The following is a 15190-nucleotide window of genomic DNA, read 5'->3' on the forward strand; positions in this document are numbered from 1 at the left end:
CTCCGCGGACACCGTCAGCCTTGCGGGAAGCGCAGCGGGTGACCTCCTCCGCGCGGTCACCGACCGCTGGACGACCGTCCCACCGCGCTCTGTGCGTCGGCTGCCGCGAGCACGGCATCAGCCAGTTCCGCGACGGACCGTCCGTCACCGGCGTCGATGCGATCCATGGCCAATCTGTCGACGGCGTCGCTCATGATCCTCTGGTAACGCACGCTACGCGCAAGGAACTTGTCCATCAGGACCTGTTCCTTGCCCCTGGCTGCCTCATAACAGCCCGCCGTGCGAATGCGAGAGCGCACCAGCGACTCGTCGGCGGTGAGCCACACGGCGGCCGTGTGCGGGACCTGGAGCCGTGCGACACGGACCGGCCAGAGCGCCGAACCCTCCAGGACCAGGCCCGCGCTGCCACGGTCGTCGGCTGCACGGACCGTGATCAGCTCTTCGATGCGGGGCCACAGGCTTTCGTAGTGGTCAAGGACAGACGTGATCAGTTCATCCACCGTGAGCGATCCATAGTGCTCGGCGACATGGGCCGGCACGTCCCACTCCGGGGTTCTCCAGGGTCGCCCAGGATGCCGGGCCAGCCCGTCGGTACTCAGACACTCGAACCCGACCTTTTCCGCCACCACTTGGGCCACGGTCGACTTCCCGACGTTCGACGTCCCGCCGATGAGGATCACTCGTACATCACGCACGTCACCGACCCTACTGAGCCTCCCCCGCCGACGCCCGCAAGCGGCGGAGACAGGCGACGCGGCCCGGCCGCCCGAGCGCTGCTCACGTCACCTTGATGACGACCTTGCCCGACGTGTGGCCGTTCTCGACGGCGGCGAGGGCGGCCGGGGCGTCGGAGAGTGTGTGGACCGCGGTGATCACGGGCGCGAGGACTCCGTCGAGGGCCAGGCGGGCCGCTCGCTCCAGGTTCTCGCGGTCGAGGCGACGCTCGACGAAACGGCCGCCGAGTTCGGGCACGGTCGGGTCGCCCACGGCGATGACGTTGCGGGGATCCTTCGCCAGCGGGGCGACCGTCCGCAACGAGGTGCCTCCGACCATGTCGACGATCCCGTCGAAGCCGTCCGGGGCCAGGTCGCGCGCCGCGGCGACGACGTCTTCTGCGGTGTAGTCGATGAACCGCACCCCGGCGGCCTCGGCGTGCCCGCGCTTCGCGCCGCTCCCCGTGCCGATCACGCGCAGCTCGCGTTCGGCAGCCAGCCGGGCGACGGCGACGCCGACGCCGCCGCCGACCCCGTTGACCAGAATCGTGGCGCCGGCCGGGAGACCGAGCTGGTCGAGCGCGTCCACCGCGGTCGTCCCGGCCACCGGCAGCGTCGCCGCCGTCGTCATGGACAGGCCCGCCGGGATACGCGCGGTGTTCGGCGCGGACAGCACGGTCGTCTCGGCGTAGGTGCCGCCACCGGTCAGGGCGAAACCGAAAACTCCGTCGCCCACCTCAAGCCCGTGAACATCCTCGCCCAGGGCGAGAACGGTCCCTGCCGCTTCCATCCCCAGCACGAGAGGAAACGGGCGCCCTCCGTCGAGCCCGGGGACCAGCCCGGCGCGCAGAAGGTGGTCGAGGGGATTCACGCCCGCGACCTCGACCCGGATCAGCACCTCTCCGCGGGCGGGGACGGGATCGGGTCGATCGAAGTACTCCTGCACCTCGGGCCCGCCGTACCTGCCGAAACCCCACGCCTGCCCCATCTGCGACTGCCTTCCATGTGACCGACCCCGGTGATTCCCAGGCCGTGCGGCCATCCTCACCTCTGACACCAATGTCAGGGGCAACGGGTTGAGACGCAGGTCACAGGGTCACGCCGAGCGGGCCACCGTTCCGTCGACAGTCGACAGCTCCGCCCGGTGCCGGGCGTTGGCCTCGATCAGCGCGTCGAGCGCGTTCCGGGTGTCGACCAGGCGCACGATGTCCGCGTCGATCCGGTCCCGCTCACGTGTCATCACCGCGAACGCCATCTCCACGGTGCCCGGGTCGGCGGGGGTCTCCACGCATGGCAGTACCGTCGCGATCAGCCGACTGGACATACCGGCGTCGAACAACTGCCTGATGAGCGACACGCGCTCGATCTCGGCGTCGGAGTAGTGCCGCTGGCCGGTCTCGGAACGGCTGCTGGCCAAGAGGCCCTGAGCCTCGTAGTACCGCAGCGAACGCGGACTCACCCCCGTGCGCCTGGACAGCTCGCCGATCCTCATACCGGGGAGCCTACGCCCGCGTGCCGCACGCCTGGATCGCCCACTGCGCCCTCAAGACCCCCGTCCGACGTCCCCGGTGTGCACGGGCGGCTCCGGCTCCGGGCGTCAGCTCGTGGCGAGGCGCCGGTGGACGCCGGCGGTGCCCGCAGTGCGGGCCGGCCGCCGGCGTCGTCATCGGTCATGCACAAGCGGTTCCGCGTCCTGTCCGGTGAGCATCACCGGCGGCGGACGTCCCGGCGTCATCCGCGTGCGAACTCGAGCAGGTCCTTGTTGAAGATCTCGGCGTACTTGGGCACCATCGCGAGGCCGTGCGGCGCACCCTCGTAGACCTTGTACTGCGCACCCTTGACGATCTTGGATGACTTGTCGCCCGCGGCGACGATGGGCACGATCTGGTCGTCGTCGCCGTGCACGATCAGGGTCGGCACATCGACCTTCTTCAGGTCCTCGGTCGTGTCCGTCTCGGAGAACGCCTTGACGCAGTCGTAGGCGCCCTTGATTCCGACCGTCATGCTCCAGAGCCAGAACTCGTCACGCGTTCCCTGGGTGACGGTCGACCCCGGTCGGTTCGCACCGTAGAACGGCGCGCTGAGGTCCTTGTAGTACTGGGAGCGGTCCGTGAGCACACCCTGGCGGATCTCGTCGAACACCTCGATCGGCAGACCTTCGGGGTTGGCCTCCGTCTTGAGCATCAGCGGCGGAATCGCGCCGACCAGGACCAGCTTGGCGACGCGACCCGTGCCGTGTCGGCCGATGTAGCGAGTGACCTCGCCGCCGCCGGTGGAATGGCCGACGAGGATGACGTCGTGGAGGTCTTCGGCCTCGATCACAGCGGCCAGGTCGTCGGCGTACGTGTCGAGGTCGTTGCCGTCCCAGGGCTGTCCCGAGCGGCCACCGCCACGCCGGTCGTGGGCGATGGCGCGGAATCCGTTGTCCGCCATGAGCTTCATCTGGGGATCCCAGGCGTCGCCGGTGAGGGGCCAGCCGTGGGAGAAGACGACGGGTTGGCCAGAGCCCCAGTCCTTGTAGAAGATCTGAGTTCCGTCCTTGGCAGTGGCGAAGGGCATGGTGTGCGTTCCTCTCGCAGCTCGCTCGCCGCTCCCTGCTTCACGCCGCCTGGGCTGTGACAGGAGCAGGCGTAAAGATCACGCTAACCACGCGCCATGGTTTCGGCACGCCGGAAAGCACCGCTCTGAAGGAGAGCGGTGCGGCAACGCCTGACGCGATGCAGAGGCACGATGCGCATGGTGCACTGGAAGAGTCAGCTGACCTGCGCAGTCGGCCGGATGATCACCTGGCGTCCTACTTGCTCGGGGTCACGCGGAGGACAAGGTATGGGGTCGGACATTGACGTACTCGTTGTCGGAGCTGGGCCGGCGGGGCTGCTGCTCGCGGGCGACCTGGCCGAAGCAGGGCTTCGCTGCACCGTCGTGGAGCGCCGGGAAGGCGAATCGAAGCTGACGCGTGCGTTTGCCGTGCACGCTCGGACGATGGAGCAACTGGACGCCCGCGGTCTCGCGGACGATCTGTTGCTGACCGGAATCCGCAACCCGGTTCTGCAGTTCCTGCACATCGATCTGTCCCGGCTGCCGAGCCGCTATCCCCATGTGCTGGTGACACCGCAGTACAACACCGAACGCCTGCTTCTGGCCCGTGCCCAGGCGCGCGGCGTGACCATCATGCGGGGCCACGAGGTGACCGGTGTCCAGCAGGACGAAGCCGGTGTCGACGTAGCGGTGCGGGCGCCGGACGGGGCCGAGGAAAGTCTGCGTGCGGACTTCGTGGTCGGCGCGGACGGTCGCAACAGCTGTGTGCGCCGCTCGCTCGGCCTGCCTTTCCCCGGCCGGTCCGCGGTGCGCTCGATGATGCTGGCGGACGTGCGCCTGGCCGACCCGCCGCGGAAGCCGCCCACCGTGGGAGCGATCGGGGACGCCTTCGCCATTGTGGTGCCGTTCGGTGACAGCTGGTTCCGGGTCATGGCGTGGAATCGCCGTCACCCGATGTCCGACGACGCGCCGGTCGATCTGGACGAGATCCGTGAAGTCGCCCGACGGGCCCTCGGCAGCGACTTCTCCATGCACGACCCGCGGTGGCTCTCACGTTTCCACAGCGACGAGCGCCAGTCGCCGCACTATCGGGTGGGCCGGGTGTTCCTCGTGGGCGACGCCGCACATGTCCACTCCCCCGCCGGAGGTATGGGCCTCAACACCAGCATCCAGGACTCCGCCAATCTCAGCTGGAAGCTGGCGGCCGTTCTGCGCGGCCGCGCACCGGACTCGCTGCTCGACACATACGAGAGTGAACGGCACCCCGTGGGACGCAGGGTCCTGCGGATGAGCGGTGCGCTGCTGCGCGGAGTCCTGACCACGCCGCGAGCACTGTGCGGGATCCGCGATCTCTCAGCCCGTACGGTGCTCAAGACCCCTCGGATGGCCAAACTGCTGGCCATGGCGATCTCAGGACTCGACATTTCCTACGCCTCCCCGGCCGGCGCACATCCGCTGGCCGGGAAACGGGCACCCGATGTCCCGCTGAGCGACGGGCGTCGACTCTACGAAGCACTTCGCGCCCGCCGCTTCGTACTGGTCATCCCCGACGACTCCCCTCAGCTCTCCTCGCTGATCGGCGAGTGGTCCGACCAAGTGGAGATCGTGTCCGCACAGGGCTCGACGAACAAGAGTGTGCTGGTCCGGCCCGATGCCTACATCGCGTGGGCCGTCTCCGACGAGTCGCCTGAAGGCCGTATCGACGCGACCCGCGACGCGCTGGCGGAGTGGTGCGGCGCACCGGCGGCGCGCCCGGGAAGCAGGACTACGCTCGCGTGACGCCTCGGCCCCATCGCGACGCCCCCTCCCCTCTGGCGCACGTGGTGTCAGAAGTGGTCGACGTCGACGACGGCCTGCGCGAAGGCGGTGGGTGCTTCCTGGGGAAGGTTGTGGCCGATGCCGGCGAGGGTGCGGTGGGCGTACTTGCCCGTGAACCGGTCCCGGTAAGAGGCGCCGTCGCCCGGAGCGGTGAAGGGGTCGCGTTCGGGGTCGAGGGTGATGGTGGGCACGCTGATGACGGGGCGGGTGGCGAGGACCTTCTCGTAGCGGTCGTACCGGCGCTCACCGTCCGCGAGACCCAGCCGCCAGCGATAGTTGTGGATCACGATGGCCGCGTAGTCGGGGTTCTCGAAGGCGGCGGCGGTGCGCTCGAAGACGGCGTCGTCGAAGTCCCAGGTCGGTGAGACCGTGTCCCACACGAGCCGGCACAGGTCATGCCGGTCCGTCTTGTCCTCCATGGCCAGTCGGCCACGCTCGGTCGCGAAGTAGTACTGGTACCACCAGGTGTACTCGGCCTTCGGCGCCAGCGGCTTCTGCTGCGCCTCGACATTGGTGACCAGGTACCCGCTGACGGAGACCAGTCCCTTCACCCGCTCCGGCCACAGCGCCGCGATGATGTCGGCGGTTCGCGAGCCCCAGTCGAAGCCGGCCAGCAGCGCCTTGTCGATCTTCAGCGCGTCCATCAGCGCGAGGATGTCGAGCGCGACCGCCGACTGCTGCGCGTTGCGGACCGTCCGCGAGGACAGGAACGTCGTCGACCCGTGCCCGCGCAGGAACGGCACGATCACCCGGTACCCCTGCGCGGCCAGCAGCGGAGCCACGTCGATGTAGCTGTGGATGTCGTAGGGCCAGCCGTGCAGGCAGATCACGACCGGGCCGTGCCGGGGACCCTCCTCCGCGTACCCCACGTCCAGCACTCCCGCCCGCACCTGCTTCACCCGCCCGAACGACGTGTGCGTACCCGGCACCACCGTGGGCACGACCGGCACCAGCGCCTCACCCGCATTGCGGACGTCACGGGCCTCGACCGCACCCGCATCCGTCTGGAAGCCGGACAGCGACACGGCCGCCGCCCCCGTACCGATCCCCAGAACCTTGCTGAAGGTACGCCTGTCGATCATGGAAATGCCTCCGTCATGCATGAGTGAAACGCACACGTACCACTCTGCGGCACGCCCGGCGAGCTGACTGTTTCACGAGATGCGTCACCCGTCAAACAAGTGACGCTCTCGATCCCGGAAGACGCCAGCGCACCGGCTCTATCGCTCCATCACTGCTTGATCAGGGAGAAATTGCCGTTCGACACCGCTCCGGAAGGCAAAGAAGCACCTACGACATCCGAACCCGTCGGCACGCCATCACTGGTCGAGCAAGTGATGATCGATCCAGTCGGCAGGGTGTCCCCCTTCGGAACCCAGGCACCTCGCGTGGCGACCTAGCCGGGGTACTCCTCCTCGGCCACCCGGCGGCCCCAGACGGTGTGCGTGCCGGAGTCGTCGGCGGCCTGGTAGGCGATCTGTGTGGTGAAGCAGGCGGGCGTCGCGCCGTGCCAGTGGTTCTCGCCGGGCTCGATGTGGACGCTGTCACCCGGCTTCACCTCCTCGACGGGCCCTCCCTCGCGCTGGACCAGACTGATCCCCTCGGTGACATGGATCGTCTGGCCGAACGGGTGGGTGTGCCACGCCGTACGCGCTCCGGGCGTGAAGCGGACGACTCCGCCCATGATCCGCGCGGGCGGCGCCGGCGGGCTGATGACGTCGATGTAGACGTCCCCGGCGAACCATTCGGCGGGACCGGTCATCGTTCCGAGCCCGTTCCTCACGATCTTCATCCTCGTCCTCCTGTGATTGCGACCGGCGGTCCGGCGGCTGCCGGGAGCTTCGCCGCACCCAGCAGAGCACCGTCGTGGAGGGGGGTGAGAGGCCGCGCGCGTCCAGGTACTCGCAGGGCACCCCCCGGTCCCGGGACCGGGAGTAACCTCGCTCATCGTGGACACGAAGACCGAGGTGCGGGACTTCCTCACGTCCCGGCGGGCGAAGATCACCCCCGAGGAGGTGGGCCTCGTCTCCTACGGAACGCGGCAGGTTCCGGGCCTGCGGCGCGAGGAGGTGGCGACCCTGGCGGGGATCAGCGTCGACTACTACAACCGGATGGAACGCGGCAGCCTGGCGGGCGTCTCGGACGGCATCCTCAAGGCCGTCGCCGGTGCGCTCCGGCTGGACGAGGCCGAGCGAGCGCATCTCGTCGACCTGGCCCGCGCCTCGCAGAGGCGTCCCTCCCGCGGGCGCCGTGGCCCGGCGACCGCGCGGGGCGTCCGTCCCGGCGTCGCGTGGATGATCGACGCGATGGACGGCGTGGCGGCCTTCGCCGTCAACGGCCGCCAGGACATACTCGCCGCCAACTCCCTGGGACGCGCGTTCTGCGCACCCGTCTTCGAAGCCCGGGAACCCGCGAACATGGTCCGCTTCACCTATCTCGACCCCCGCGCCCGGGAGTTCTTCGCCGACTGGGACCGGATAGCCAAGGAATGCGCCGCGGCCCTCAGGGCGCAGGCAGCACAGGAACCCTTCGACCGGGAGCTGTCCGACCTGGTCGGTGAACTGTCCACCAGGTGCGAGGAGTTCGCCGCGTTCTGGGCGACCCACGACGTGCGCCTGCATCGCCGGGCCGAGAAGCGCTTCCACCACCCGCTCGTCGGCGACCTCACCCTGCACTACGAGCGACTCGCGATCTCCGCCGACCCCGGACTGGAGATCCTCACCTATGTGCCGGAACCCGGATCACGCTCCGCGGAAGCGTTCGCCTTCCTGGCGAGCCACGCGGGAGGGGACCGCGGCCGGCCGGGCCACGTCTCCCCTCAGCCCCTCGGCTGAGCAGGCGTACGGCACGGGATCGATCAAGTCGACCGGTCCCGGGACGTCGCCGGCGCCCAACTTGGCCTCTTCTCGGCGGGAGTTGTCGACCGTCCGCTGCGGCCTCAGCCGAGAAACCCCCTTGATCCGTGCACATCACATATAGATGCTTCATAGCGATCAACTCACGGACCATGGAGGCACATCTTGAGACCCACTCGCGCCGCTATGCTGCTCGCCGCGACCGCTCTGACGCCCGCCCTTCTCCTCACCGCACCGGCCTTCGCCGCAGACGCGACCACGTCGACCACGCCCGTCGTCACCACGCCTGCCACGGCGTGCCCGGACGTCTCCGCCGGCACCGGGACTCCGACCGACGGCCTGACGGACGACCAGGTCAGGGCCGCGGTGGAGGACATCCTCACGGACGCCGACGCGGGGACGGGCGTGCTGCGCGAGGCCAACAAGGCGCTGACCGGCACGGCGCAGGACATGCGCGCCTTCCTGGACACGGGCTGCCGCCTCGCCCAGGCCGAGGACGACTCCGTCGCGGTCGCCCACGTCCTCGCCGTGGCCACCCAGAACGGTGACAAAAAGGTGGTCAAGACGGCCAACGCCGCCCTGGACGCCGGCACACCGGAAGCGCTGCGCGCCTTCCTGCAGACGGGATACGCTCAGGCCCAGGCCGAGGACGACTCCGTGGCGGTGGCACACATCCTGTTCGTGGCCACACAGAACGGTGACAAGAGAGTGATCGCGGAGGCCAACTCCGCGCTCGACGCCGGCACCGCCGACGCCCTGAGCGCCTTCCGGTGGACCGGATACCGGCTCGCCCAGGCCGAGGACGACTCCGTCTACATCGTCCGCATGCTCACCGACCCCCACATCAGCGACGCCATGTACGACGCGATCCAGGCGGTCCTCGACGACGGCAGCCCGGAAGCGCTCCGCCACTTCCGCACCGTCGGCCAGTACGAGATCGACAACTGAGCACAGCGCGACCATGTGCACCGACCGGGCCGGGCTCGCGTCACGCGCGGCCCGGCCCGGCAACGCGGCGGATAGGGAGGCCCGGCGGTCACGGGGCCACTGTCAACACGATCTTTCCTTGGATGTGCCCCCGCGCGGCCCGCCGGTGTGCGCTGTGTGCCTCGGGGAGTGGGTAGGTGCTGTCCACGCCGACCTGGAGTGTGCCCTCGTGGAGGAGGCGCCCGATCTCGGCGAGCTGGGAACCGTCGGAACGCACCTGGATGTTCGAGACGGTGATGTCCCTGCCTGCGGTCTCCGCCGGGTCGTACTGGGCGAAGAACACCGGAAGCATGGTGCCGCCGCGCTTGAGCAAGCTCAGGAGGCGTGAGCTGTCCGGGCCACCGACGGTGTCGGTCACCAGGTCGACGTCCCTGACCACGTCCTCGGCTCGTGTCCTCGTGTAGTCGATGAACTCGTCGGCGCCGAGTTTGCGCAGGAACTGCTCGTGTCGGCCCGAGGCCACTGCGATGACGTGGGCACCCTTCCATTTCGCCAGCTGGACGGCGAAATGGCCCACTCCCCCGGCGGCCCCGTTGACCAATACGGTCATGCCCGGCCCGAGCGGCACCGGCCGGTGCACCCGGCCGGTGAACGGGGACGGCACGTCGTGGCCCAGATCAATCAGGTACTGCCAGGCAGTGAGCGCGGCCATCGGCGCACCGGCCGCCTCCACGTGGTCGACACCGGTCGGCTTGTGCGCCAGGTCGGAAGCCGGTGCGGCCACGTACTCGGCGTAGGTCCGGCCGTCGAATCCGGGGAACCGCAGCATGCCGAAGACCTCGTCGCCGACGGCGAACCCCTTCACGTCGGGAGCGACCCCCTCGACCACGCCCGACATGTCGGTACCGGGGATGAGGGGATATTCCAGCGTCGGCCTCATCTCGGCCGGCATGACCTTCATCCCCTCACGCAGATACCAGTCCGGCGGGTTGATCCCCGCCGCGTGCACCCGGACGAGCACCTCCCCCGGACCGATCGCGGGAGCGGGAACCTCGTCGTACTGCAAGACCTCCGGGCCGCCCGGTTCGCGGAACTGGATCGCCTTCATCGCGCTTGTCTCACTTTCCTGGGAAAACACTGCTCCTTCAGTCAAGGCCCGCGACGGCTCGGCCGTCCAAGACCGGTTCGGCAACCTGATCATTCCGAAAAGGCATGACGCATTACGCTGGCAAGGTGAACGACCTCGGACAGGATCTGGAACTGCGGCTGGTGCGCTACTTCACCGTGGTGGCCGCGCACCGGCACTTCGGCCGGGCCGCCGCCGAGCTGCACGTCGCCCAGCCGGCACTGAGCCGCCAGATCCAACGGCTCGAGAAGTATCTCGGCGTACGGCTGCTGGATCGCGCGCCCCAGGGGACCCGGCTCACCGAGGCGGGCGAAAGGTTCCTCCCCCAGGCCCGAGCCCTGCTGCAGGCGGCCCGCCAGGCGGAGCTGACCGTACGGGAACAGGCCGAGACGGAGCACATCACCATCGGCTACGTCGAAGACCTGGTGATCACCGCAGTCGTACAGGAACTGCGCCGCCGACACCCGGACGCCGAGATCTCCACCCGGTACCTGAGCTGCCGTGACGTCGACGCGCTGCCCGACCGGCGCGTCGACGCTCTCATCGCCCGGGCCCCGCTGCCGCTCTCCGCCGACGACGTGGTCGCCACCCCGCTGTACGAGGAGCCGCGCATGCTCGTGGTCCCGAGCGGCCATCGCCTGGCCGGGCGCACGTCGGTGGCCGCAGAGGAACTGGCCGGTGAAGAGGTGGCGCCCTGCGCGTCCGGGACCGCGGACTGGGCTTCCTACCGGATCCTCGGGGCCGGCGTGCCGCCGATCGAGAGCTACGAGGACAAGCTCGAACTCGTCGCGAGCGGCGGGGCGATCGCTGTGCTGCCCGTAGGTGACCGGCGCAGCTCACTGCGTCCCGGCCTCGTCACCGTCCCGCTCGAAGGTGCTCCTCCCAGCCAGGTCGTCCTCGTCAGCCGCAAGGACGACCCGAACCCGATGATCAGAAACCTGCGGCTGGCCGCCAAGACCGTACAGCGGTAAGCCTGTTGTGGCGGTTCGATGTCCCACGCTCAGGCCGGGCGGGGCTGCGACCGGGGACGGGCTCCGTTGGCCGCCGGTCGCCGCTCCGGCTGCCGTGGCTTTCCTGTGGGGCTGAGTGGTGCCTGGCGAACTCCACGCAGCCCCCGGTCGCCGTCGGCGTGCCGCGGACCGGCGGTGTGCGACGGGGGCTGCGGCGAGCGTGATGACCGGGTCAGGCGGTCTTGATCGCCGGGTCGGAGACGCCCGGGGTGCCCGTCTCCACGTGACCGGCGAAACGGCGCAGGAAGGTGCTGTCCGCGCTGGAGACGACCTTGACGTCGTACCAGTGGCCCGTGGTGGACAGGTCCACCGTGCAGGGGACGGAGGCGCCGGGGCCGACCTTGAAGGTCTGGGCCGTGCCGCCGTAGGCGTTGGTCACGGTGAGACTGACCGCGGCCGTGCCGGAGTTGGTCATGGTGAGGGCGAGGTTGCCGGTCGATGCGACGTGGCGGGCCGTGACCTCGGGGCCGGCCGTCTTCGCCGGTCCCTTCCAGGTCCGCAGGAAGCCGTTCGGGCCCCACGCGGTGAGGTTGATCTGGTTACCGGTGGAACTGCTGGTGCTCCAGGTGTCCGAAAGGGTCTTGCCGGCCTCGACCGTGTAGGGCCAGGGGCCGTCCGTGCGGTTGCCGGAGGTGATGTGGAAGTGCGCGCCGAGCACCGTGCCGCTGGAGAAGGACAGGGTGAACTGGCCCGTGGAGACAGTGGCCTTGCCGTCCGCGTAGGGACTGTAACCGAGCGGGCGGGTCGGCTTGGTGCCCGCCTCCTGCTTCGGCAGGGTGCCGGTGGCCGGAGGCACCGGGTGGTAGGAAGGGTGGGTGTTGTGGTCCGGCGGCACGTAGCCGGCCGTCGACGGGAGGGCGGCCGGGGAAGCGTCCGCGCGGGTGAAGTCGAAGGCCGAGGTCAGATCGCCGCAGACCGCGCGGCGCCAGGGAGAGATGTTGGGCTCCTGCACGCCGAAGCGCTTCTCGATGAAGCGGATCACCGAGGTGTGGTCGAAGGTCTCGGAGCAGACGTAACCGCCCTTGCTCCACGGCGACACGACGATCATCGGCACGCGCGGTCCGAGGCCGTACGGTCCGGCCGCGTAGCCACCGCCGCCGGCGTACAGGTCCTTCGAGACGTCCGCCGTGGACAGGCCCCACGCCGACGAGGTGGGCGGGTACGGCGGAACCACGTGGTCGAAGAAGCCGTCGTTCTCGTCGTAGGTGATGAAGAGCGCCGTCTTCGCCCAGACCGCCGGGTTCGCGGTCAGCGCGTCCAGGACCTGGGAGACGTACCAGGCACCGAAGTTGACGGGCCAGTTCGGGTGCTCGCTGAAGGCTTCCGGCGCGGCGATCCACGAGACCTGGGGCAGTGAGCCGTTCACCACGTCCGCGCGCAGCCGGTCGAAGTAGCCGTCGCCCGCCTTGGCGTTGGTGCCGGTACGGGCCTTCTCGTACAGGGCGCTGCCGGGCTGCGCGTTGCGGTAGTTGTTGAAGTACAGCAGTGAGTTGTCACCGTAGTTGCCGCGGAAGGGATCGCTGATCCAGCCCCAGGAGCCGGCGGCGTTCAGGCCGTCGCCGACGTCCTGGTACACCTTCCAGGAGATTCCGGCGGCTTCGAGGCGCTCAGGGTACGTCTTCCAGCCGTACCCGGCCTCCTGGTTGCCCAGGACCGGGCCGCCGCCGACGCCGTCGTTGCCGGTGTGACCGGACCACAGGTAGTAGCGGTTCGGGTCCGTCGCGCCGATCAGGGAGCAGTGGTAGGCGTCGCACACCGTGAACGCGTCGGCGAGGGCGTAGTGGAACGGTATGTCCTTGCGCGTCATGTACGACATGGTCGTGGCGGTCTTCGCCGGCACCCACTTGTCGTACTTCCCGTTGTTGTACGCCTGGTGGCCGCCGGCCCAGTCGTGGTTGAGGCCCTCGACGAACTGCATGCCCAGGTTGTTGACCTGCGGATTGAACGGAAGGATGTCCTTCGTCCCGTTCGACTGGTAGAAGACGGACTTGCCGTTGTCCTGGAGAACCGGCCGCGGGTCACCGAAGCCCCGCACACCCTTCATCGTTCCGAAGTACTGGTCGAAGGAACGGTTCTCCTGCATGAGGACGACGATGTGCTCGATGTCCTGGATCGTGCCGGTGGAGACCTGCGCCTCGATGGAGGCGGCTCGCGCGATGCTCTCGTTCAGGATCGTGGTGGCGGCGGTGCCGCCGGCGATCTGAAGAAACCTACGGCGGTTGAGTTCTGCCATGGCGTGACGACCTCTGTGGGTGGAGGGGAGTCGAGGGGCGTGCCAAGGACAGCGGTCTCCGCGTACGGGAGGGAGATTGCCGTCCGACGGCCGGCCGTACAGCCGGAGAAGGGAAGGTTACCCTCCGACGGACTGCGCCCCTTCGGGTGATCGCCGCTGGTGCCGCCGCGGCTCTCCGGTCGTCGCCGCCTACCTTTCCTGGTGATCATCCAGGAAGCCGGGCCGCACGGAAGGACGACCACCATGGGCGCGTATCAGACCAGGGCTTTCCGCCTGTTCGATCTCATCGACACCAGCAAGAACGGTTACATCGACTACGAGGACCTGCCGCGTGCCGCCGGCGATCCGGGCAGCGCGGAGGACCAGCGGGCCCGTATCGTCCGGACGTTCATCGCGGGCGTCGCGAAGGCCGCCGACTCCAACATGGACACCCGGGTGACCAGGACCGAGATGATCTCCTGCGTGGAGAAGACGATGGTCGGGAAGTCGGTCTCCGGTCTCCCCGGCTACGTCCGCGAGGTGACGGCCGGAGTCTTCGCGCTGATGGACGCGGACGGAAACGGCAAGATCGGCAAGAGCGAGTTCGAGAAGTACCTCAAGTCCCGGAACGTCACCGATCCTGCCGCCACGGCCGAGTTCGCGCGCCTCGACCGCGACAGCGACGGGTCCCTCACCCCTGAGGACCTCGACCACGCCATGCACCGGTTCTTCACCGCCCCGGAGAACGACGTGCCCGAGCACTGGATCCTCGCCGCCTTCTCCGCCTGACGCCCCGGGATCCTGCCCGCGGAGGCGGCCGTCAGTGGTGGAACAGCCTGAGGCCGGTGCGGGCCAGCGTGATCCCGTGCTGTCGGCAGGCTTGCCCGACCTCGTCGGACCTGATGGATCCGCCCGGCTCCGCGATGTACCGAACACCGTGCCGCCGGGCGTGATCGACGTTGTCACGGAACGGCAGGGCGCCGTCGGAGGCGAAGGCCACCCGGTCGAGCCGCCGCATCCATCGAGCGCGTTCGTCCGCGGTGAACTCCCCCGCTGGAGCGGCCAGCGCCTCCGCCAACCGCCCTTCCTCGTCCGGCGTGAGGTCGCCCTCGATGAAGCGGATCCGCCAGTTGATGCGGTCCTGGCGCCGGATGCCGGGGCGGAAGGACAGCGCGCGGACTTTCGGGTGACGGCGCAGCCACCAGGCGTCGGCCTTGGCACCGGCCAGACGGGTGCAGTCGACCCGGGACTGCTGACCGGCACCGATGCCCAGCGTCACGCCGTCCCGCACGTAGCACACGGAGTTGGACTGGGTGTAGCGGAGCACCGCCAGCCCCAGCACCAGGTCGGCCGCAGCCTCGGCGGGGAGCATGTCGCCACCGTGGCCCAGCAGTTCGGCGGACAGCTCGACGTCGTCGCGCCGTTGTGTCAGGCGCAGTCCGAAGACCTCCCGCGTCTCCTCGCCCGGCGGCACGAAGCTGTCGTCCGCCTCCATGATCAGGAAACGGCCGTTCTTCTTCTTGCTGAGCCGCTCGACGGCGCCCGGCTCGTATCCGGGAGCGATGATGCCGTCGCAGACCATGCCGGTCAGCAGTTCGGCGAGTTCGGCATCGACGGGGTGTGAGACGGCGGCGAAGTCACCGTAGGAGGATCTGGGATCGGCGTCCCGCGCCCGCAGGTAGGCACCGGCCAGCGCGCCGACTTCGTGCCCGGCGACCCCGTGGAGTTCCGCGGCGACTTCGTCGACGGCCCCGGAGACTGCCGCGCCGGCCGGCGAGACGTGCTTGAAGGAAGCAGCCGCCGGCCTGCCCAGTGCCCGGCCGGCCTCACGCACGAGCTGCCACGAGTTCAGGGCGTCCAGCATGTTGATGAACGACGGCTCTCCGTGCAGCAGCCGAACCGGCCACCTGCCCGGGGTCACAGGGCCGGTATACGCAGGCTCCTGTTGCGGGTTGAGTCCGTAGCGCAGTTCCACGTCTTGGCCTTCTCAG

The 15190-nt window shown here is 69.2% G+C and carries 14 protein-coding genes; 5 read left to right on the forward strand and 9 right to left on the reverse strand.

Annotated features, from left to right (window positions below):
- Positions 1 to 56 precede the first annotated feature (56 nt).
- The 4 genes from ACIQOE_RS39235 to ACIQOE_RS39250 all read right to left on the reverse strand — a co-directional run bounded on the left by ACIQOE_RS39235 (position 57) and on the right by ACIQOE_RS39250 (position 3272).
- The gene (locus ACIQOE_RS39235) at positions 57 to 695 is read right to left on the reverse strand and encodes a hypothetical protein (protein ID WP_401416847.1); all 639 of its coding nucleotides are present in this window, start codon (positions 693 to 695) and stop codon (positions 57 to 59) included.
- Positions 696 to 777: 82 nt separating this feature from the next.
- Entirely contained in the window at positions 778 to 1701 is a 924-nt protein-coding gene (locus ACIQOE_RS39240) for an NADP-dependent oxidoreductase (protein ID WP_401416849.1), read from the reverse strand.
- A gap of 108 nt (positions 1702 to 1809) precedes the next feature.
- Positions 1810 to 2205, reverse strand: a complete 396-nt coding sequence (locus tag ACIQOE_RS39245; protein ID WP_399008781.1) for a MerR family transcriptional regulator — start codon at positions 2203 to 2205, stop codon at positions 1810 to 1812.
- Positions 2206 to 2444: 239 nt separating this feature from the next.
- A complete protein-coding gene (locus ACIQOE_RS39250) occupies positions 2445 to 3272 on the reverse strand; it encodes an alpha/beta hydrolase (RefSeq protein ID WP_351327185.1) in 828 nt (275 codons plus the stop codon).
- A 267-nt stretch (positions 3273 to 3539) separates the two neighbouring features.
- On the opposite strand from ACIQOE_RS39250, the gene ACIQOE_RS39255 reads away from it, so the two are divergent.
- On the forward strand, positions 3540 to 5030 hold the full coding sequence (locus ACIQOE_RS39255; RefSeq protein ID WP_401416850.1) for an FAD-dependent monooxygenase: 1491 nt from the start codon (positions 3540 to 3542) through the stop codon (positions 5028 to 5030).
- A gap of 47 nt (positions 5031 to 5077) precedes the next feature.
- Here ACIQOE_RS39255 and ACIQOE_RS39260 read toward each other — a convergent pair whose 3' ends face one another.
- Entirely contained in the window at positions 5078 to 6151 is a 1074-nt protein-coding gene (locus tag ACIQOE_RS39260) for an alpha/beta fold hydrolase (RefSeq protein ID WP_401416851.1), read from the reverse strand.
- Positions 6152 to 6465: 314 nt separating this feature from the next.
- Positions 6466 to 6861, reverse strand: a complete 396-nt coding sequence (locus ACIQOE_RS39265) for a cupin domain-containing protein (RefSeq protein ID WP_401416852.1) — start codon at positions 6859 to 6861, stop codon at positions 6466 to 6468.
- 157 nt (positions 6862 to 7018) lie between these two features.
- Here ACIQOE_RS39265 and ACIQOE_RS39270 point away from each other — a divergent pair, with 157 nt between their 5' ends.
- Both ACIQOE_RS39270 and ACIQOE_RS39275 read left to right on the forward strand, forming a co-directional pair.
- Complete coding sequence (locus tag ACIQOE_RS39270) at positions 7019 to 7903, forward strand: helix-turn-helix transcriptional regulator (protein WP_401416853.1); 885 nt, start codon at positions 7019 to 7021, stop codon at positions 7901 to 7903.
- 186 nt (positions 7904 to 8089) lie between these two features.
- On the forward strand, positions 8090 to 8872 hold the full coding sequence (locus ACIQOE_RS39275; protein ID WP_401416854.1) for an ALF repeat-containing protein: 783 nt from the start codon (positions 8090 to 8092) through the stop codon (positions 8870 to 8872).
- Positions 8873 to 8960: 88 nt separating this feature from the next.
- On the opposite strand, the gene ACIQOE_RS39280 is transcribed toward ACIQOE_RS39275, so the two are convergent.
- Entirely contained in the window at positions 8961 to 9959 is a 999-nt protein-coding gene (locus tag ACIQOE_RS39280; RefSeq protein WP_401416908.1) for an NADP-dependent oxidoreductase, read from the reverse strand.
- A 125-nt stretch (positions 9960 to 10084) separates the two neighbouring features.
- Here ACIQOE_RS39280 and ACIQOE_RS39285 point away from each other — a divergent pair, with 125 nt between their 5' ends.
- Positions 10085 to 10948: a LysR family transcriptional regulator gene (locus tag ACIQOE_RS39285; RefSeq protein WP_401416856.1), complete on the forward strand. Its 864-nt coding sequence runs from the start codon at positions 10085 to 10087 to the stop codon at positions 10946 to 10948.
- Positions 10949 to 11159: 211 nt separating this feature from the next.
- On the opposite strand, the gene ACIQOE_RS39290 is transcribed toward ACIQOE_RS39285, so the two are convergent.
- Complete coding sequence (locus ACIQOE_RS39290) at positions 11160 to 13220, reverse strand: phosphocholine-specific phospholipase C (protein ID WP_401416858.1); 2061 nt, start codon at positions 13218 to 13220, stop codon at positions 11160 to 11162.
- Positions 13221 to 13463: 243 nt separating this feature from the next.
- Here ACIQOE_RS39290 and ACIQOE_RS39295 point away from each other — a divergent pair, with 243 nt between their 5' ends.
- Positions 13464 to 13988 carry an EF-hand domain-containing protein gene (locus ACIQOE_RS39295; RefSeq protein WP_401416860.1) on the forward strand — a complete coding sequence of 175 codons (525 nt, stop codon included), beginning with the start codon at positions 13464 to 13466 and terminating at the stop codon, positions 13986 to 13988.
- A 31-nt stretch (positions 13989 to 14019) separates the two neighbouring features.
- Here the strand turns inward: ACIQOE_RS39295 and ACIQOE_RS39300 are convergent, their stop codons facing one another.
- Positions 14020 to 15174 (reverse strand): phosphoribosylaminoimidazolecarboxamide formyltransferase, encoded by a 1155-nt coding sequence (locus ACIQOE_RS39300; RefSeq protein ID WP_401416862.1) that lies wholly within the window; start codon positions 15172 to 15174, stop codon positions 14020 to 14022.
- Positions 15175 to 15190 lie beyond the last annotated feature (16 nt).

It is taken from the genome of Streptomyces sp. NPDC091282 (assembly GCF_044757385.1).
GTDB lineage: Bacteria > Actinomycetota > Actinomycetes > Streptomycetales > Streptomycetaceae > Streptomyces > Streptomyces gramineus.